The sequence below is a fragment of the Microbacterium wangyouchuni genome, assembly GCF_054072595.1.
In genome coordinates this window covers 32,603-52,057 of the sequence record NZ_JBSVRM010000004.1, presented here as the reverse complement: position 1 = coordinate 52,057, position 19,455 = coordinate 32,603, and the positions used below count along the sequence as shown (strand labels likewise).

The following is a 19,455-nucleotide window of genomic DNA, read 5'->3' as shown; positions in this document are numbered from 1 at the left end:
TGTGTCGTGCGCGGGCGCATTTGCAAATTGCTTCCGTGTCGTGCAAACTATGCCCGCCGCTTACCCGATGGCACACCGCCCACTAGCACCATGAAAGTGGAGATCTACCGCATGGCAACCGACTACGACGCCCCCCGAAAGAGCGAAGACGACTCCGAGTCGATCGAAGCCTTGAAGGAGCGTGTGCCGGACAAACTGTCCGGGACCACCGGTGACGAAGACTCTGACAATCCGTCGAGTTTCGACCTCCCCGGTGCCGACCTTTCTGACCTCGAACTCGACGTCGTTGTGCTACCCGCGCAGCAGGACGAGTTCACCTGCATGAGCTGCTTCCTCGTGAAGCACCGCTCGCAGCTTGACCATGAGGGTGCAGAGGGTCTGATCTGCAAGGAGTGCGCTGCCTGATAGCAGTCGCTCCACGTTCACGCGCCCCGGCCGCATGGCTTGGGGCGCGTTGTCGTATCCGGAGGCGTCTTCGTGCCGGCGCCTTCGTGCTGCCGTCGGTGTATCCGCCGGGACTGCTCAGTCGTCGGATGCCGCCGTCTGAGCTCCGCGGATAGCCGCAGCCAGGCGATCGGGAGTGCGCGTCGAGATCGTCCAGCTCGGCGCCGGATCGTTCGGGTCGGTGTTCTCCACGACCACGACGGAATCGATCCCGCTGCGGATCAGGTGCCAACCCCGTGCCGGGAGCGCCGTGCCACGCGCAGCTCGCGCTTCATCGCCGGTGAGCTCGACGACGGAGCCCAGCCAGCGTGCGTCGATGTGTGCGCGACCGGCGCGCAGGACGGTGCCATCGACGCGGATGACCGGCGACCCGAGAATGAGTGCTGCGATCAGCACTACCGCGGCAGCGATCCCGATGATAAGAGCGATCAGCGAGCCCAACGGCGTGAGCGTGAATGTCACCATGGGAGCGGCAACAGCGGCCGTGACGACGAGCCACAGGCTCGGCGAAAGACGCTCGCGGTAGCGAGCACGTGTGTCAGTCATGGGGTTCTGCATTAGCCTCAGGGGGTGAGCGATTCCATTGATCTTCCCATTATCGCGTCTGTCATGCCGCATTACGCCCATCCCGGCGATGCCGGTGCCGATCTGGTGGCAGCTGAGGCCGTCCATCTCGCTCCCGGAGAGCGTGCGCTCGTTCCCACCGGTGTGAGCATCGCGCTGCCCGAGGGGCATGCCGCTTTCGTCGTCCCCCGCAGCGGTCTTGCCGCTAAACACGGCATCACGATCGTGAACTCGCCTGGAACGGTTGATTCGGGTTATCGCGGCGAGATCAAAGTGAGTCTGCTGAACACCGACAGCTCCAGCGCGTACGATGTGGCGGTCGGCGACCGGATCGCGCAATTGATCATCATGCCGGTGACCCGCGCGAAATTCATTCCGGTTGCGGAACTCCCCGACAGTGCACGCGGTGCCGCCGGATTCGGCTCGACAGGATACACCGCGACTACACAGGCAGTCGAATAGGCAGGAACGACAGAGATGACTGAAGAGATCACCCAGCCGACATCCAAGTCGGCTCCCGCGAACCGAGCCAGCGATGGTCCGTTCGATGAGAGCGAGGCGAACCCGATTCGCCCCTACATCGACCTGGGCGGCATCAAGATCCTGCCGCGCGAAGGGCTCAACCTCCGACTCGAGGTGGAAGAGCAGTCCAAGCGCATCGTCGCGGTGGGGCTCGACTACGAAGGCTCGTCTCTGCAGGTGCAGCCGTTCGCCGCCCCGCGCACGCTGGGGCTCTGGCACGAGACACGCATGCAGCTCGTCGATCAGGTGCGTCAGCAGGGCGGTCGTGTCGAAGAGCGCGAGGGCCCGCTTGGCCAAGAGTTGCTCGCCGAGGTCCCGGGGCCCGCGGCTGAAGGCTCAGCCCTGCGTCTGGCGCGCTTCATCGGTGTCGACGGACCGCGCTGGTTCTTGCGCGGCGTCATCAGCGGTGCGGCAGCTTCCGATCCGGAAGCCTCCGAGAAGGTCGAGGATCTCTTCCGCTCGATCGTCGTCGTGCGCGGCGGAACTCCGATGCCTCCGCGGGATCTCATCCCGCTGAAGATGCCGGCCACTCCTGGGTCGGCGTGAGCGAACAAGAGCGCAACGACGACCACGAGCCTGCTGAGCAGAGTGCCTCAGACATACTCGGGGCTGCACTAGGTGGTGTTGCGCGTCGGGCCGGAATAGACCCGGCCGAAGGGGCGAGCACGCAGAAAGTCGTGTGGTCCGCGATGGGTGGATGGCGCGGCATCCTGGAATCGGTTCTTCCGAGCCTTGCCTTCGTGGTGCTGTTCACGGTGAAGCCGGACCCGCTTCTGCTCTCGCTGGGAGTTTCGGTCGGTCTTGCGGCCGTATTCACGATCGTTCGACTGTTGCAGAAGTCGCCGCCGTCAGCCGCGATCGGTGGGCTGGTCGCGGCAGGTGCGGCCGCCGCGCTCGCACTTTTCACCGGACGCGGCGAAAACAATTTCGTCCTCGGTTTCTTCACGAACGCCGCCTATGGCTCGGCGCTTCTCATCTCGGCGCTGGTCGGCTGGTCGCTGATCGGACTCGCGGCTGGATTCCTCCTGGGGGAGGGCACCGCGTGGCGGCAGAGCAAACGGATGCGTCGTGCGTATTTCTGGCTCGCCATCGCCTGGGCAGGACTCTTCGCCGCTCGCCTCGCTGTGCAGCTTCCGCTGTACTTCGCCGGCGACGTCACGGCCCTGGGGACGTTCAAGATCGTGATGGGTTTGCCGCTGTTCGCACCGATGATCGCGGTGACCTGGTTGGTTGTCCGGGCACTGCATCCGAGCGCGTCGCGCAGTGACGCGTCCGCCGGTGCATGATAGATTTATCTTGACGTCAAGATAAATTTAAGACTTTCGCTGGGTGCCAATCCAGAGGACACTGTTAGGTGTGCCTTGCTGGCAGCCAGCTCCCCAGGCGAGCAAGATTGAATCGCCTGTCGCTCCCACAGATGAGAAGGAGACGGATTCGTGTCCACGGTTAACAGCTTCGGTGCTAAAAGCACCCTGACGGTCGGCAGTACCGACTATGAGATCTTCCGCGTTGACACGGTTCCGGGCTTTGACAAGCTCCCGTTCAGCCTGAAGGTACTCCTCGAGAACCTGCTTCGCACCGAGGACGGCGCGAATGTCACGAAGGCTCAGATCGAGGCTCTGGGATCGTGGGATGCCGCGGCCGAGCCCAACACCGAGATCCAGTTCTCGCCGGCCCGCGTGGTCATGCAGGACTTCACCGGCGTGCCCTGCATCGTCGATCTTGCGACCATGCGCGAGGCCGTCACCGCACTCGGTGGCGACCCGAACAAGATCAACCCCTTGTCGCCTGCTGAAATGGTGATCGACCACTCGGTGATCGCCGACCTGTTCGGCTCCGAGAATGCTCTTGAGCGCAACGTCGAGATCGAATACGAGCGCAACGGTGAGCGTTACCAGTTCCTGCGTTGGGGTCAGACCGCGTTCAACGACTTCAAGGTCGTCCCCCCGGGAACCGGAATCGTGCACCAGGTGAACATCGAACACCTCGCCAAGGTCATCTATGACCGCACCAACGGCGGCGTGCTCCAGGCTTACCCCGACACCTGTGTCGGAACCGACTCGCACACCACCATGGTCAACGGCCTGGGTGTGCTCGGTTGGGGCGTCGGTGGCATTGAGGCCGAGGCCGCGATGCTCGGCCAGCCCGTGTCAATGCTGATCCCTCGTGTCGTGGGCTTCAAGCTCACCGGTGAGATTCCCGCCGGCGTCACCGCGACCGACGTGGTGCTGACGATCACTGACATGCTGCGCAAGCACGGCGTGGTCGGCAAGTTCGTCGAGTTCTACGGTGCCGGTGTGGCTTCCGTGCCGCTCGCCAACCGCGCCACCATTGGAAACATGAGCCCGGAGTTCGGTTCGACCGCGGCGATGTTCCCGATCGATGCTGTCACCACCGACTACCTGCGTCTCACCGGTCGCGACGAGCAGGCGATCGCTCTCGTCGAGGCCTACGCCAAGGAGCAGGGCCTGTGGCACGACGCCTCGAAGGAGCCCTCCTTCAGCGAGTACATGGAGCTCGACCTCAGCACCGTAGTGCCGTCGATCGCAGGTCCCAAGCGTCCGCAGGACCGGATCCTGCTGTCGGAGGCGAAGTCGCAGTTCGAGAAGGACATCGTCGACTACGCGCAGCCGAGCACATCGGACTCGCTGGTCGACCTGGAATCGAAGCACTCCTTCCCGGCCTCCGACCCGGGCCCCGTGCCCGGTGAGGAAGACCACGACACGCGTCCGGTGCACATCTCCAGCGGCGTCAACGGCTCGTCCAAGCCTGTTCCGGTGACCACGCCTGATGGCGAGAGCTACATTCTCGACCACGGTGCTGTCACCCTGGCCGCGATCACCTCGTGCACCAACACCTCGAACCCGTCGGTCATGATGGCCGCAGGACTTCTCGCCCGTAAGGCGCGCGAGAAGGGTCTGAAGCAGAAGCCGTGGGTCAAGACCACGCTCGGCCCGGGGTCGAAGGTCGTCACCGACTACTACGAGAAGTCCGGCCTCGATAAGGACCTGGAAGGCCTCGGGTTCTACACGGTCGGCTACGGCTGCACCATCTGCATCGGTAACTCTGGTCCGCTCATCGAAGAGGTTTCGGCCGCGATCAACGATCACGACCTCGCCGTCACCGCAGTGCTCTCCGGCAACCGCAACTTCGAGGGTCGCATCAGCCCCGATGTGAAGATGAACTACCTGGCTTCGCCGCCGCTGGTAGTCGCCTACGCACTGGCGGGATCGATGCACTTCGACTTCGAGAACGACGCACTCGGCACAGACACCGAGGGCAACGACGTCTTCCTCAAGGACATCTGGCCGACCCCGGCAGAGATCCAGGAAGTCATCGACTCATCGATCTCGCGTGAGCAGTTCATCAAGCAGTACGCCACGGTCTTCGACGGTGACGAGCGCTGGACGAGCCTGCCCACCCCGACAGGCCCCATCTTCGAGTGGGACGACAAGTCGACCTACGTGCGTCGTCCTCCATACTTCGAGGGCATGACGATGGAGCTGACCCCCGTGTCAGACATTACCGGTGCGCGTGTCATGGCAACCCTGGGTGACTCGGTCACGACTGACCACATCAGCCCGGCCGGAAACATCAAGATCGGCACCCCGGCTGCGAAGTACCTCGAGGAGCACGGAGTCCGGCAGAAGGACTTCAACTCCTTCGGTTCACGCCGTGGCAACCACGAAGTGATGATCCGCGGCACGTTCGCGAACATCCGCCTGAAGAACCAGCTGGTTCGTGCCGTCAACGATGGCAACGAGGTCGAGGGTGGCTTCACTCGCGACTTCACCCAGGCTGACGCACCGCAGTCGTTCATCTACGACGCCAGCCAGAACTACCAGGACGCCGGCACCCCGCTGGTGATCTTCGGTGGCAAGGAATACGGTTCGGGATCGTCGCGCGACTGGGCTGCGAAGGGCACCAGTCTGCTGGGCGTCAAGGCCGTCATCACCGAGAGCTTCGAGCGCATTCACCGCTCGAACCTGATCGGCATGGGCGTCGTCCCGCTGCAGTTCCCCGCTGGCGAGAGCTGGGAGTCGCTGGGTCTCGACGGCACCGAGATCGTCTCGATCACGGGCCTGGAAGAACTCAACAACGGCACCACGCCGAAGACGGTGCGGGTCACGGCTACGCCGAGCGAGCACTCGCCTGAGGGTAAGCAGCCGGTGGAATTCGACGCGGTCGTTCGCATCGACACCCCCGGTGAGGCGGACTACTACCGCAACGGTGGAATTCTGCAGTACGTGCTGCGTTCGCTGGTCTGATCAGCGTTTATCGAAGGGGCTCGGATCGTATGATCCGGGCCCCTTTCGCGTACTCGGCAGGAACGTGGGGGTGCCTGTTCACCGAAGATTCTCTGCCGAGCGCGGTAAGATTCCCGTTGGAGTGTTCGCTCGCTCAGGAGCGTCGCGCGGAGTCGATGAGGAGGTGCAGATGCCCATTCTTCCGAGCATCTCAGGACCCCGGGATCTAGATGGATTGTCTCTCGATCAGCTCGATGATCTGGCCGCAGAGATTCGCACATTCCTGGTCGACAACGTTTCGCGCACCGGCGGCCATCTCGGGCCGAACCTCGGCGTGGTGGAACTGACGATCGCGCTGCATCGGGTCTTTTCTTCACCGGATGACCCCTTCGTCTTCGATACCGGGCATCAGTCCTACGTGCACAAGATTCTCACCGGCCGCCAAGACTTCTCGAATCTGCGTGTTCGCGGCGGCTTGGCCGGTTACCCGCAGCGCAGCGAGAGCGCGCATGATGTGGTCGAGTCCTCTCACGCTTCCAGTTCACTCAGCTGGGCGGATGGCATCTCACGGGCGCTGACAGCCACAGGTCGTGCAGATCGCCATGTGGTGGCGATCGTCGGCGACGGCGCACTCACCGGCGGTATGACCTGGGAAGCGCTCAACAACATCTCCGACGATAACGACCGCAACCTCGTCATCGTCGTCAACGACAACGGCCGATCCTATGCGCCGACCATCGGCGGTATGTCCCGATATCTCAACCGCGTGCGCACGGCGGCCACTTACCGCAATCTGCACCGCAAATCAGATCGATTGTTCCGCGCCTTCGGCCCTGTTGGACGCGCGCTCTTCCGCGGCGTTCGCGGTGGCACGCATGGCTTTCTTTCACGGTTCACCAACAACGCGGCCCTGTATTCGAACCTCGACATTAAGTACCTCGGACCCGTCGACGGGCACGACCTTCCCGCGCTGATCGAGACCATGGAGCAGGCGAAGTCTTACGGCGCGCCGGTGATCGTGCACGTCATCACGGAGAAGGGCCGGGGCTATCAGCCGGCGCGTGACGACGAAGCAGATCAGTTCCACGCCGTTGGGCGCATCGATCCGGCGACGGGGGAGACACTCTCCTCGAGTGGTCAGGGCTGGACGGATGTCTTCTCCGATGCCCTCGTCAAAGTCGGTGAACGCGATCCGCAAGTGATCGCGATGACCGCCGCGATGTTGCGTCCGACCGGCCTTGCCGCATTCGCCGAGCGCTTTCCCGACCGTGTGTATGACGTGGGGATCGCTGAGCAGCACGCGGTGACAGCGGCAGCGGGCCTCGCCTATGGCGGCCTGCATCCGGTAGTCGCTATGTACGCGACCTTCATGGGGCGCGCGTTCGATCAGGTGCTCATGGATGTCGGCCTGCACCGGGCCGGAGTGACCTTCGTGCTCGATCGCGCCGGAATCACGGGACCGGACGGCCCGAGCCATCACGGCATGTGGGACCTCGCAATGCTGCAGATCGTGCCACACATCCGGATTGCTGCCCCCAGAGACGCTGTGCGGCTGCGTGAAGCGTTGGAAGAGGCTGTCGCCGTCAACGATGCCCCGACGGTCATTCGATTCCCCAAGGGGACTGTGGTGCCCGAATTGCCTGCGTTGGAGCGGCTCGCCGACGGCGTCGATGTGCTCAGCCGTGGTGAGGGCGAGGACGTGCTGCTTGTCGGCATCGGGCCATTCGCTGCGCTGGCCATGGATGTTTCCGCGCGGCTGCGAGCGCAGGGGATCGGTGCGACGGTGATCGATCCGCGCTGGGCTATCCCCGTGCAGCCCTCGGTGATCGAACTCGCAGCCCAGCACCGGCTGGTGATCACCCTGGAGGACGGCATCCGTGTCGGCGGCATCGGCACCAGGGTCCGCCAGGTTCTGCGTGAAGCGGGTATTGACACCGCTGTTGACGAGCTGGGGCTGCCTGATGAGTTCCTCGACCACGCGTCACGCGAGGAGATCCTCGCCGACGCCGGTCTCACGGCTTCGAAGATCGCTCAGGATATCGTCGCGCAAGTCTTGGGAACGCGTATCCCCATGGCGCGAAACGCCGGCGAGACCGGCGCGATCGATCTTCCGCTGCACGAACGGCGCTGAGTCCTAGACAGCTGCGTCGTGGCGTGCAGCGGGCGCGCGGTGACGGGGGACGCGCTTGTGACGCCTTGCTGTCCAGGCCCAGCCTGACACAACACTGAGGGCGCACATTGTGGCCACCATCGCGGGGAACCACGTCGAGAAGACGTAGGCGAAGCTACCGCGGGTAATGAGCACACCTGCGCTGAGGACGACAAAGCCCAGCAGCACACCGAAGGCCGTGTACACGGCGACGTGCACGATGATTCGTGGGCTTCGTGCCAGACGTCGCGCGATCAGTCGCAGGATGGGCGCCGCGATGAGCGTGACGACGGCTGATACCGCGCCACCGACCGGGACCCCGAACATCAAGTACAGCGTGATCATCGCCAGAGGCGGGCCCCACGGGAGGCCGGAGTTCAGCACCGCCGTCACGATGAGCATCGAGACGAGCAGAAGCATGAACGAGATCCATGCGGCGAACGCGCCCTGACGAAACTCCCCGTCAGTGAACGCCATCGGCTCTTCAACGGTCCGTGGGGAGACTTCGGTCATGTTCGCACCTCGCCGATCAGGGTCAGCAGCTCGCTCGTCGCCTTGCGGATTCCTGGGACTCTGGCGAACGGAAGCGCGAGCGCCAGAGTCCGCAGCCCGCTATCGAGCAGACGCCTCGTGCTGCGCTGCCCAGGGGTGCTGTCGTACGTCCACCGCAGTACGAGCGCAAGATAGGCAACGAACAGGGCCTGCGGCATCCGCCCTGCGATCTCTTCCGGGAGTCGATGCTGCGCGCCGGAGACAGCCGACCGAAACAGATTCAGCGTCATCGCGCGCGCGGGCCCGGACTCATCGGCAAGCGGGTTGAGCGGAGAGTCCGGAGGGATCATCGCAGTCAGGAATCCCGGCGCGACGTGCTGGTAGGGGAGTACTGCGCTCAGGCCCGTCTCGAACACGATCCGCAGGCGGTCGACGAGCCCAGGAACCCCTTCGAGCTGAGGAAGCGCGAGAGCGGCATGTTCTCGCTGGACGCGGACGTAGAGCTCCTGCACCAGATGGGTTTTGGACGGGAAGTAGTAGTACGCGTTGCCGACAGAGACGCCTGCTGCCTCAGCAATCGCGCGCATCGTCGTGTCGGCGTAGCCGTTCTTGATGAACGAAGTGATTGCAGCATCCCGGATCTTCACCCGGGTGCGTTCGCTCTTTTTGACGGGGCCCTCGTCCTTTTCGAACATGTTCAAAACATAGCAGGAAAGAGGGGGCGCATCCGAAGATGCGCCCCCTCTTTCCTGCTGACGAGTACTAGCTCAGCTCCCGATCCCGCGGATCGGCGGGTTATGGAAGGTGCCGCCGAACACCCGCTCCGATGCGCCCTCTCGGTCCAGGTACGGCGAAGCACCGCCATCGATGAAGGGCCAACCGGCACCCAGGATCAGGCAGAGGTCGATGTCCTCGACCTCGGGCACGACGCCCTCATCGAGCATGAGTTTGATCTCCTGCGCGAGGCCGTCCTGCACGCGGGTGAGGATCGTCTCGGCCGATGCCGGGGCCGAACCCACAGCGCCCTTGAGTGCCTTCTCCGCCGCCTTGGTCCAGCCGGTGACACGCCCGCCCTTGTCCTTCTCCACGACCTTGTCAAGCTCTGCCAGAGCGTGGAAGTTGTCGTTGGCGTAGAACCGATCGGGGAAGTGCCGGACCATCGTGTCCTGCACGTGGGCTGCGACCTTCCAACCGACGAGGTCGATGAGTTGGAATGGGCCCATGGGAAGACCGAGCGGTCCGAAGGCCTTCTCGACGTCGGCGATCGGTGTTCCCTCGTAGACTGCCCGTGCCGCCTCGCCCATGACCTTCGCCAGGAGCCGGTTCACGACGAAGCCCGGAGCATCGGCGGTGAGCACTGCGCTCTTGCCGAGTCCCTTCGCCACGACGAAGGCTGTCGCCAGCGTCTGCTCATCGGTGCCCGGCGTCTTCACGATCTCGATGAGCGGCATGACCGCGACCGGGTTGAAGAAGTGGAATCCAACCAACCGCTCCGGGTGGGCGAGTTTGGCTCCGATCTCCTCGACCGACAGCGACGAAGTGTTCGTCGCCAGGATCGCGTCATCGGCGATGATCTTCTCGATGTCGCCGAACACCTGCTGCTTCACGCCGACCTCTTCGAACACCGCCTCGATGACGAAGTCGCAGTCCGCATACTCGCTCTTGTCGACTGTGCCATGAATCAGACCGCGCAGCTTGTTCGCACTGTCGGAGTCGAGCCGGCCCTTGGCCTCAAGTTTGCCGATTTCCTCATTGATGTACGCCAGGCCCTTGTCGACACGTGCCTGGTCGATGTCCGTGATCAGCACCGGCACCTGCAGCCTGCGCACGAAAAGTAGCGCGAACTGGCTGGCCATGAGACCAGCGCCGATGATGCCGACCTTCGTAACCTTCTTGGCGAGAGCCTTGTCCGGCGCTCCAACCGGACGTTTCGCACGCTTCTGCACGAGATCGAACGCATACATGGATGCCGCGAACTGGTCGCCGGAGACGAGATCGGCAAGCGCCTCATCTTCGCGCGCGAAGCCTTCGGCTTTGGTACCGCTCTTCGCCTTGTCGAGCAGGTCGAGCGCGACATAGGGCGAGCGCGGCATCGTGCCGATCTTCGATTCCAGCATCCCGCGTGCCATCTTGATGGCAATTGGCCACTTCGTCAGGCGCTCGAGCTTGCCCGGCTCATTCTTGCGCTCCACCTTCTTGCCGCTGAGTACCTCATCCGCCCAGGCGAGCGAGTTCTCGAGGTAGTTAGCGGCCGGGAAGATGGCATCCATAATCCCGAGGTCGAATGCCTGCTGCGGCTTGAGCATCCGGTTCTGCTTGAGCGGATTCGAGATCACGACCTCAAGGGCGTTCTCGATGCCGATGAGGTTCGGAAGCAGGTAGGCACCGCCCCAACCGGGAATGATGCCGAGGAATACCTCTGGCAGCGCGACCGCCGCGGCCGAAGCATCCACCGTGCGGTACGTCGAGTTCAGCGCGATCTCGAGCCCACCACCCAGCGCGAGCCCGTTGACGAAGGCGAACGAGGGAACACCGAGTTCGCTGAGCGAGCCGATGACCTTGTGGCCGAGCTGCGCGATCAAGCGCGCGTCATCGGTGGATGTGACCTTCGAGATATCCGAGAGATCTGCACCAGCAGCGAGGATGTACTGCTTGCCGGTGATGCCGACAGCATGGATCTCGCCAGCCGCTGCGCGCGCTTTGAGCCCGGCGAGTGTTTCACCCAGTTCGGTGAGGGTTGCCGGTCCGAGCGTATTCGGCCTGGTGTGATCGCGGCCGTTGTCGAGGGTGATCAACGCCATCACCTTGCCGGAGGCGAGGCGAATGTCGCTGACCGGCGAATGCGTGATGACCTCGTCGCCGGCGAGGGCGAGAATGGGAGAGAAATCGATCTTGTCGTAGTCGGTCATGTTCGTACTCACTTTCGCTTCTTGCCGTCGTAGTACGGGTTCTCCCAGATGACGCTGCCGCCCTGGCCCAGGCCGACGCACATGGCGGTGAGACCGTAACGCACGTCCGGACGTTCGGCGAACTGCGCGGCGAGTTGGATCATCAGTCGCACACCGGATGCTGCGAGGGGGTGACCGAGCGCGATAGCCCCGCCCCACTGGTTCACACGGGGGTCGTCATCCGCGATGCCGAAGTGGTCGAGCAGCGAGATGACCTGGATGGCAAATGCTTCGTTCAATTCGAACAGACCGATGTCGGCGATCGTGAGTCCGGCCTTCTTCAACGCCTTCTCCGTCGAGGGGATCGGGCCGATGCCCATGATCTCCGGCTGCACGCCGGCGAATGCGAACGACACCATCTTCATCTTCGGCTTCAGACCGAATTCCTTCACTGCGCCGCCACCGGCCAGTAGCGACATCGTCGCTCCATCAGTGAGCGGCGAAGAGGTGCCGGCGGTCACTCGACCATGCGGCCGGAAAGGAGTCTTGAGAGCCGCGAGATCATCCATCGTGGTCTGCGGGCGACGGCCCTCGTCCTCGCTGGCCAACCCCCAAGCGCCGTCGGCGCCCTTGATAGCAACCGGTACGAGATCCGGCTGGATCTTCCCGGCGTCATATGCGGCCTGCACCTTGTGCTGGCTCAGCATCCCGAACCGGTCAGAGCGCTCCTTGGTCAGGTGCGGGAAGCGATCGAAGATGCGCTCCGCGGTCACGCCCATGTTCAGCGCACCCGGGTCGACCATCTTCTCCGCGACGAAACGCGGGTTCGGGTCGGCGTTGGCGCCGATGGGGTGGTGCCCCATGTGCTCGACGCCGCCGGCGATCGCGAAGTCGTACATGCCGATGCCGATCGAGCCGGCCATGGTCGTGACACTGGTCATGGCGCCGGCGCACATGCGCTCAACGGCAAGGCCAGGCACGGTGTTGGGCAGACCCGCAAGAATTGCCACGGAGCGACCGAGCGTGAGCCCCTGGTCGCCGGTCTGTGATGTCGCGGCGATGGCCACATCGTCGATGCGCTCTGCCGGAACGTCGGCGTTGCGCTCCATGAGCCCGATCGTCGCCTTCACAGCGAGGTCGTCTGCGCGGGTGTTCCAGTACATGCCTTTTTCGCCAGCGCGCCCGAACGGGGTGCGCATGCCATCGACGAAGAAGACGTCCGAGATCTCGGCCACTCTGCCTCCAAGGTTGGGTTTCATCTCAGCCTAGGAGCCAGCAGGGGCCCGCGGGAATCGGTTGGGTTGAACCTACGACTCAGGGGCGACGGCCGGTTCCGGCAATTGCGTAGCTTCTACAAAGGCATCCGCAATCTTCTGTGCAGTCTGATCAATCTGCCAGGGCCGGGCACCGAGCTTCGCCAGCGAATCAGCGACGGCTTCTGCGGTCGGCTCTGGCGGTGTCCAGGCTAGACGCCGCAGCGTGTCGGGCTTGAGAAGATTCTCGGTGGGCATCGCGAGTTCCTCGGCGAGTGCCTCTACAGCGGGCCGCGCGTGCTTCAGCCGGCTATCGGCTTCGGGGTTGCGATCAACCCACGCCCGCGCCGGCGGAAGCGCATCGGTACTCACTCGCAACCGCGGAAGCAGTTCGGTCTCACGCCCGCGCACGATCGCCTGCCACCACCGGTCCAGCTGTGAGCGGCTGGCCCGTCCGGTGAAGTTCTGCACACTCGCGAGCGCCTGTTTGCTCTGCGGGTTCGCCAGGACAGCCGCGACCAAGGAACGATCCGGTACGAGGCGGCCCGGGGCGGTGTCCTGTTGTTGGGCGTACTCCTCGCGCGACTCCCACAGGGAGCGGGCGATGGCAAGGCCGCGTGCACCCTTGACCTGGTGCAGGCCGCTCAGACGGCGCCATGGGTCTTCTCGTGGCGGACGAGGCGGCTGCGCGAGGGTTGCCGCGAACTCTTGGCGGGCGAACTCGGTCTTCTGCTGCTCGTCGAGTTCGGCTGCGATCGCGTCGCGGACATCGACCAGATGAAGAACATCGAGAGCTGCGTAGTCGAGCCAGCTGTCCGGCAGCGGTCTCGTCGACCAGTCTGCGGCGGAATGCTCCTTCTTCAGCGTGATTCCGAGGGTGTCCTCGACAACGGCGGCGAGGCCGACATGATCGTGTCCGAGCAGGCGAGCAGCCAACTCGGTGTCGAAGATGGTCGCCGGTTCCAAGGCGAGCTCGCGCAACGAGGGGAGATCTTGGCTGGCGGCGTGGAAGACCCATTCGATGTCGCCGATCGCCTGCTGCAGTGCGCTGAAGTCACCGACTGCTGGCGGGTCGAACAGGAACACGCCGGCATCGCGCCGAAACACCTGAACGAGATAGGCGCGTTGCGAATAGCGGAATCCGGAGGCTCGCTCGACATCGACGGCAACGGGGCCGGTGCCGTCGGAGAGCAGCGCGCATGCCGCCTCGAATTCGATCGGATCGTCGATGACGGAGTACTCAGTCACGACCTGCCTTTCGTGCGCCGAACACGGCGATGTTCTCAGAACCGGGAGGAAGCCCGGCGAGCATGCCGACCAGTTCGGCCCATGCCTCTACGTGCGGCCGGAATGGTTCCTCCGGCGTCCAAGACGAGCGTAGTTCGATCTGCGCTCCGTCGCCTTCCGCAGCCAGACCGCCGAACCCCTTCGACAGGGTCTTCGTCGACGTTCCGGACGCGGAATGGTAATCAGCGCTGTGCGATTCCAGGGCATCGACCAGCCACGACCACGTGACATCGGCCAGCAGCGGGTCAGTGCCGATCTCGGGTTCGAGCGGAGCCTGTGCGAACGTGATCACACGCCAGGCACCATCCCAGGCATTCGGCTCGTCGGGGTCGTACAACAGGATGAAGCGTCCGGTGCCGTAGAGCGAGTCGCCGGTGTCATCGGGGCGTACGTCTGCAGCGAGCGCGATTGAGTATGGCGCAAGCCCCTGCGGGGAAGGAATCTCCCGCACCACGATGTCATCGCGGAACACCGTGTCGCGCAGCTCAGCTGCGGCACGTTCGAATTGCGCTCCGTCATCGGGATGTGCGGTCACGGCAACAGGCTAGAGTCAGGAAGCGATGAAGAGTCTCAGGCACGCCGTTGCACTGGTGGTACCCGCGATTGTCGCCCTCGGTGCTGCAGTGCTGTTTTTCGTGTTCGCGATCGCTCGAAAGGTCGTGACGCCGGCTGCTCGCGCCGCAGATGTCGAGATCCTCGCCGTTGATACCGGCGCGCAGACGATCGAACTGAGCCGCACCGCAGACACGGAGCTCCCGGGCCGGTACGGTCTGTTCACGACCGGGACCACCGGATATGTGAAGCTCGGCGCCGTGCTCAGCTCTGACACGAAACGCGTGCGCAGAAAACTGCTGACGCAGGTCGATACCGGCGCACGCATCGATCGTGCTGCCGCGTTCAGCGGCTGGTATTACTCGACGCCAGGAGAGTTGCATCTGCCGTGGGAGTCGGTGCTCATCGGGACACCCGCGGGGCCCTGCCCGGCCTGGCTGTTCCCCGCCCAATCGGACACCTGGGTCGTCCAGATTCACGGGCGCGGTGTGACGCGGGCGGAGTGCCTGCGCGCGGTGCCGGTGTTTCACTCGATGGGATTGCCGAATCTTGTCGTCTCGTATCGAAATGATGGTGAGGCGCCGCGCAGTCGCGGTGGCGCTTATTCGCTCGGAGCATCCGAATGGCGTGATGTGGATGCGGCGATCGGTTATGCGCTGCGTCACGGCGCCCAGCGGATCATCCTGGTGGGATGGTCGATGGGCGGCGCGATCGCATTGCAGACACTCATGTCATCTGCGCACCGTGAGCAGATTGTCGGTGTTGTGCTGGAGTCACCAGTTGTCGACTGGCGCACGGTGCTGCGATTTCAAGCACGCGAGTCTGGCTATCGCGATCCGCTGCCGACGTTGGCGATGAACGCCCTGTCTTCGCCGGTGACCGCGCGCCTCAGCGGTGCGGACGAGCCGATCGCCTTCGATCGGCTCGATATGGTCGCTCGAGCGGATGAACTGAATGTGCCGATTCTGGTGCTGCACAGCGAGGACGACGGTTTCGTCCCGATCGATGCATCACGCGCTCTGGCTGAAGCCCGCCCGGACATCGTCACAATGCCGCCGTTCGCCGTCGCACGACACACCAAGCTGTGGAATTACGATCAGATCAGCTGGACGACTGCGATCACCGAGTGGATGAGCGCGAACCACTTCACCGCTTCTCAGTGACCTGCCGCTTCACGCGCATCAGCATCCCGGTCATTCCGCCGATGCGCAGGGGGGACACCGCCCTGGTCAGACCGATCGTCTGCGGGTAGTCGTTGGGGATCGCAAGGACTGCGTCGGCGGTCAGTCCGGTGATGCCCTGAGCCAGGATGCTGGCGAATCCGCGAGTCGTCGGCGCCTCGGGCGGCGCGGTCGCATGCATCGTCACGATGTCGTCGACGATCTCGACGTTGATGAACACAGGGGACTGGCACTCGGCGACGCGCTCGTACATCTCCGGATGCTCCCGCAGAGCTGCGGGGACATCGGGAAGCTCGTTCGCGAACTCGAGCAGCAGCTCGAGGCGCTCGGACTCTGCGAGCTCGAGGAATTCGCCGCGAATCTCGGCGAGAGTGTCAGGGGCCGGAGTGTCAGTCATCCCTGTGATTCTGCCACGTTCAGAGGGACCCGGGCTCGCTTCCGGTCACGATCGGCACGCGCACGGCGCTGCCCCATTCTGTCCACGAGCCGTCGTAGTTGCGCACGTTTGTGAAGCCAAGCAGGTGGTTCAACACGAACCAGCTGTGGCTGGAGCGCTCTCCGATGCGGCAGTACGCGATCACATCATCGCCGACCTGGAGGCCTGCGCCATCGAGATAGATGGCGTCGAGCTCGGCACGTGTCTTGAACCCGCCGTCCTCGGCGACAGCGCGAGCCCAGGGCACGCTCTGCGCCGTCGGGATGTGGCCGGCGCGAAGTGCGCCCTCCTCGGGGTATGCGGGCATGGTCGTGCGCTCACCGCTGTACTCCTCGGGCGAGCGTACGTCGATGAGGGGGCCGTTGCCGATGAACGCGACGACCTCATCCTTGTAAGCGCGCAGCGCCGAGTCGTCGCGTTCGATGACCGGGTAGTCGGTCGTGGGACGCGCTGTCTTGTCCGTGGTGAGTTCGCGGCCCTCGGCGATCCACTTGTCGCGTCCCCCATCGAGTAGTCGTACATCTTCGTGCCCGAACAGCGAGAAGACCCAGAGCGCGTACGCCGCCCACCAGTTGTTCTTGTCGCCGTAGATCACGATCGTGTCATCGCGTGAGATCCCCTTGCGGCTGAGCAGCTGCGCAAAGCCTTCACCGTCGACGTAGTCACGCACGACAGGGTCGTTCAACTCGGTGTGCCAGTCAACTTTCACGGCGCCCGGGATATGACCGGTCTCATACAGCAGCACGTCTTCGTCGGACTCCACGACGACGAGGCCGGGGGTACCCAGATTCGCAGCCAGCCACTCGGTGCTGACGAGTCGGCCAGGTTCGGAGTACTCGGCGAACTTCGCGGATGAAGAATCGAACTCGATGGTCACAGGGCGCTCCTCGATGGATATGCAGGGCAGGGTTCACGTGATGACGGCGTAGTGTTGAGCCGTCCCCTTCGACGATAGATCGCTTTAGTCTGCTCTGGACGCGTTCTGTCAGACTTCGACACAGGAAACCCATGCCCGCCACTTCCGTTCCGCACGCCGTGCACCTCACCGACCGCCAGCCACAGGTCAGCGGCCCGGAGATGCTGGCAAGCCTGGTACCGCCTCCGCAGTTCGACAACGCGACTTTCGAGAGCTACCGATCGGATGCCGCATATCCGTCTCAGGCCGAAGCCAAGGCTCTACTGGAACGATTTGCCGGGCGTGGTGCGCCGGTCAAACGCGGCGGGCTCTTCAGCCGCGCGAAGAAGGAACCGCAACTAAAACCGGGCGTGTACCTGGACGGCGGCTTCGGTGTCGGCAAGACCCATCTGCTGGCATCGATCTACCATGCGCTTCCTGCACGCAGAAAGTACTTCGGCTCGTTCATCGAATACACCGCTCTGGTCGGTGCGTTGGGTTACAAGAACACGGTCGACCTGCTGCGCGGCGCCGACCTGATCTGCATCGACGAGTTCGAACTCGACGATCCCGGCGACACGATGGTGATGACCCGGCTGCTGGGTGAACTGGTGCCCACCGGCACCCGGCTGGCGGCGACCTCGAACACGCCGCCCAATGCGCTGGGAGAAGGACGCTTCGCCGCACAGGACTTTCTCCGCGAGATTCATGCGATGTCCAGCAGCTTCGAGACGATCCGCATCGACGGCGTCGATTTCCGTCAGCGCGCGCTGGACGGGAACGCTGTGACATTCACGGTGCAGGACTACGAGCAGCGGATCACTGCCGAAGCGGCTGCAGGCGTAGCATCCGATGATCTTTTTGACGACGTCATCCGCCACCTCGCCAAGGTGCATCCCTCGCGCTACATCCGCTTGATCGATGACCTCTCCGTTGTCGGCATCCGCGATGTGCGCGTGCTGACCGATCAGTCTGAGGCGTTGCGTTTCGTGGCGTTCATCGACCGGGTCTACGACGCCCAGATTCCGGTGGTTGCCACAGGCCTGAGTCTGGATCAGGTGTTCTCCGAGGAGATGCTCGGCGGCGGATATCGCAAGAAGTATCTCCGTGCGATTTCTCGACTCAACGCGCTGACGCATTCTGCGCGTGAAGTCAGCTCCGTGTAACGCGATGGTTACACGGGCATCTCAGCTGTAACCGCGGAGAAACACTCGACGTATCTTGCGGAAACGGGGTCTCGTCACACTGAAGTCTCAATTACTTCGGATGTGAGGTTTCCCAATGGATGCTCCCGGCAATATCTCGTGGGGGATAACCGCCACGGCACTGGTTCTGCTGATGACCCCAGGGGTCGCGTTCTTCTATGGCGGTCTCGTCAAAGCGAAGAGCGTCGTCAGCATGATGATGATGAGCTTCGGCTCGATCGGGCTCGTCGCAGTCCTGTGGATTCTGTTCGGCTATTCGATGAGTGCCGTCGACAGCCCGGGCCAGTTCGCCGGTAACCCGTTCGCCGACTTCGGTCTGGCGTCGCTGTCGGCAGGCGAAGGATCAAACGTCGCGCTGCTCAGCGTTGCCTACGGCGCCACATTCGCGATCATCACGGTGGCACTGATATCCGGCGCCATCGCCGACCGTGCGAAGTTCGGAAGCTGGCTGATCTTCGCCGGCATCTTTGCCACGGTCGGATACTTTCCCATCGCAGCGTGGGTATGGGGCGGCGGCTGGGTGATGGAGCTCGGCGCAACGCTCTTCGGCGCGGACAGCGGTATCGAGGTCATCGACTACGCCGGTGGAACCGCCGTGCACATCAATGCCGGCGCGGCAGCTCTGGCTCTGGCGCTCGTTCTCGGCAAACGGATCGGTTTTCAAAAGGGCATCCTCAAGCCCCACAACGTGCCGCTCACACTGCTGGGGGCAGCACTGCTGTGGTTCGGCTGGTTCGGTTTCAACGCCGGCGCCGAGTGGACCGCTGAAGACATGGGTGGAGTCGGCCTCATCGGCCTGAACACCATGGGGGCTACTGCCGCGGCAATTCTTGGTTGGATTCTCATCGAACGGATCAAAGACGGCAAGGCCACGTCTGTGGGCGCGGCATCCGGCGCTGTTGCGGGTCTGGTCGCCATCACCCCGGCGTGCGCGAATCTGACTCCGGGGTGGTCGCTGCTGCTGGGAGCGCTGTCGGGAATCGCCTGTGCGCTGGCAGTGGAAATGAAGTTCCGCTTCGGGTTCGACGACTCCTTGGACGTGGTTGGCATCCACCTGGTCGGCGGCCTGCTCGGCACCGTGTACCTGGGGCTGTTCGCCACTGAGCAGGGACTGTTCGTGGGTGGTGATGGCCGGCTGCTGGCTGTGCAGGTGATCGCGGCGCTGGGCGTATTGATCTACTCCTTCGTCGTGGCGTTCATCATCGGAACGGTGATCCAGAAGACGATCGGTTTCCGAATCACGAATGAAGACGAGATCGCCGGGGTCGACTCGGTCGTGCACGGTGAGGAGGGCTACGCGCTCGTCGACGCCAGGTGACGATCTACGGGTGATCGATAGG

The 19,455-nt window shown here is 63.7% G+C and carries 18 protein-coding genes; 9 read left to right on the top strand and 9 right to left on the bottom strand.

Annotated elements, in window-relative coordinates; all coding sequences use genetic code 11:
• The first annotated feature begins 111 nt into the window (after nt 1–111).
• Complete coding sequence (locus tag ACW5CM_RS07560) at nt 112–405, top strand: DUF4193 domain-containing protein (protein ID WP_438254848.1); 294 nt, start codon at nt 112–114, stop codon at nt 403–405.
• A gap of 117 nt (nt 406–522) precedes the next feature.
• Here the strand turns inward: ACW5CM_RS07560 and ACW5CM_RS07555 are convergent, their stop codons facing one another.
• Nucleotides 523–990 carry a DUF3093 domain-containing protein gene (locus tag ACW5CM_RS07555; RefSeq protein WP_438254444.1) on the bottom strand — a complete coding sequence of 156 codons (468 nt, stop codon included), beginning with the start codon at nt 988–990 and terminating at the stop codon, nt 523–525.
• 63 nt (nt 991–1,053) lie between these two features.
• On the opposite strand from ACW5CM_RS07555, the gene dut reads away from it, so the two are divergent.
• From dut to dxs, 5 genes are all read left to right on the top strand, one after another.
• Nucleotides 1,054–1,470 carry a dUTP diphosphatase gene (gene dut / locus ACW5CM_RS07550; protein ID WP_438254850.1) on the top strand — a complete coding sequence of 139 codons (417 nt, stop codon included), beginning with the start codon at nt 1,054–1,056 and terminating at the stop codon, nt 1,468–1,470.
• Nucleotides 1,471–1,485: 15 nt separating this feature from the next.
• Nucleotides 1,486–2,076, top strand: coding sequence for a DUF3710 domain-containing protein (locus tag ACW5CM_RS07545; protein ID WP_438254445.1), 591 nt, complete (start codon nt 1,486–1,488; stop codon nt 2,074–2,076).
• Complete coding sequence (locus ACW5CM_RS07540) at nt 2,073–2,816, top strand: DUF3159 domain-containing protein (RefSeq protein ID WP_439254541.1); 744 nt, start codon at nt 2,073–2,075, stop codon at nt 2,814–2,816. The genes ACW5CM_RS07545 and ACW5CM_RS07540 overlap by 4 nt, the downstream gene beginning before the upstream one ends.
• 150 nt (nt 2,817–2,966) lie before the next feature.
• Nucleotides 2,967–5,798, top strand: coding sequence for an aconitate hydratase (locus ACW5CM_RS07535; protein WP_457124673.1), 2,832 nt, complete (start codon nt 2,967–2,969; stop codon nt 5,796–5,798).
• Between the two features lie 169 nt (nt 5,799–5,967).
• Nucleotides 5,968–7,908, top strand: a complete 1,941-nt coding sequence (dxs, locus tag ACW5CM_RS07530; protein WP_457124672.1) for a 1-deoxy-D-xylulose-5-phosphate synthase — start codon at nt 5,968–5,970, stop codon at nt 7,906–7,908.
• Nucleotides 7,909–7,911: 3 nt separating this feature from the next.
• Here dxs and ACW5CM_RS07525 read toward each other — a convergent pair whose 3' ends face one another.
• The 6 genes from ACW5CM_RS07525 to ACW5CM_RS07500 all read right to left on the bottom strand — a co-directional run bounded on the left by ACW5CM_RS07525 (nt 7,912) and on the right by ACW5CM_RS07500 (nt 14,381).
• A complete protein-coding gene (locus ACW5CM_RS07525; RefSeq protein ID WP_438254451.1) occupies nt 7,912–8,439 on the bottom strand; it encodes a hypothetical protein in 528 nt (175 codons plus the stop codon).
• Entirely contained in the window at nt 8,436–9,113 is a 678-nt protein-coding gene (locus ACW5CM_RS07520) for a TetR/AcrR family transcriptional regulator (protein WP_438254452.1), read from the bottom strand. The genes ACW5CM_RS07525 and ACW5CM_RS07520 overlap by 4 nt, the downstream gene beginning before the upstream one ends.
• Before the next feature lie 72 nt (nt 9,114–9,185).
• Complete coding sequence (locus tag ACW5CM_RS07515; protein WP_438254851.1) at nt 9,186–11,327, bottom strand: 3-hydroxyacyl-CoA dehydrogenase NAD-binding domain-containing protein; 2,142 nt, start codon at nt 11,325–11,327, stop codon at nt 9,186–9,188.
• Between the two features lie 8 nt (nt 11,328–11,335).
• The gene (locus ACW5CM_RS07510; RefSeq protein WP_439254546.1) at nt 11,336–12,541 is read right to left on the bottom strand and encodes a thiolase family protein; all 1,206 of its coding nucleotides are present in this window, start codon (nt 12,539–12,541) and stop codon (nt 11,336–11,338) included.
• Between the two features lie 72 nt (nt 12,542–12,613).
• Complete coding sequence (locus ACW5CM_RS07505) at nt 12,614–13,807, bottom strand: ribonuclease D (RefSeq protein ID WP_438254454.1); 1,194 nt, start codon at nt 13,805–13,807, stop codon at nt 12,614–12,616.
• Nucleotides 13,800–14,381 carry a DUF3000 domain-containing protein gene (locus tag ACW5CM_RS07500; RefSeq protein WP_438254455.1) on the bottom strand — a complete coding sequence of 194 codons (582 nt, stop codon included), beginning with the start codon at nt 14,379–14,381 and terminating at the stop codon, nt 13,800–13,802. The genes ACW5CM_RS07505 and ACW5CM_RS07500 overlap by 8 nt, the downstream gene beginning before the upstream one ends.
• A 25-nt stretch (nt 14,382–14,406) precedes the next feature.
• Here ACW5CM_RS07500 and ACW5CM_RS07495 point away from each other — a divergent pair, with 25 nt between their 5' ends.
• On the top strand, nt 14,407–15,561 hold the full coding sequence (locus tag ACW5CM_RS07495) for an alpha/beta hydrolase family protein (RefSeq protein ID WP_438254456.1): 1,155 nt from the start codon (nt 14,407–14,409) through the stop codon (nt 15,559–15,561).
• On the opposite strand, the gene ACW5CM_RS07490 is transcribed toward ACW5CM_RS07495, so the two are convergent.
• Together ACW5CM_RS07490 and ACW5CM_RS07485 are read right to left on the bottom strand one after the other, a co-directional pair.
• The gene (locus tag ACW5CM_RS07490; RefSeq protein ID WP_438254457.1) at nt 15,545–15,976 is read right to left on the bottom strand and encodes a SufE family protein; all 432 of its coding nucleotides are present in this window, start codon (nt 15,974–15,976) and stop codon (nt 15,545–15,547) included. The genes ACW5CM_RS07495 and ACW5CM_RS07490 overlap by 17 nt on opposite strands.
• Nucleotides 15,977–15,995: 19 nt before the next feature.
• Nucleotides 15,996–16,892, bottom strand: a complete 897-nt coding sequence (locus ACW5CM_RS07485; protein WP_438254459.1) for a sulfurtransferase — start codon at nt 16,890–16,892, stop codon at nt 15,996–15,998.
• 131 nt (nt 16,893–17,023) lie between these two features.
• Between ACW5CM_RS07485 and zapE the strand changes: the two genes are divergently transcribed.
• Complete coding sequence (gene zapE, locus ACW5CM_RS07480) at nt 17,024–18,076, top strand: cell division protein ZapE (RefSeq protein WP_438254461.1); 1,053 nt, start codon at nt 17,024–17,026, stop codon at nt 18,074–18,076.
• A gap of 115 nt (nt 18,077–18,191) precedes the next feature.
• Nucleotides 18,192–19,433: an ammonium transporter gene (locus ACW5CM_RS07475; RefSeq protein WP_438254463.1), complete on the top strand. Its 1,242-nt coding sequence runs from the start codon at nt 18,192–18,194 to the stop codon at nt 19,431–19,433.
• The last annotated feature ends 22 nt before the right edge of the window (nt 19,434–19,455 follow it).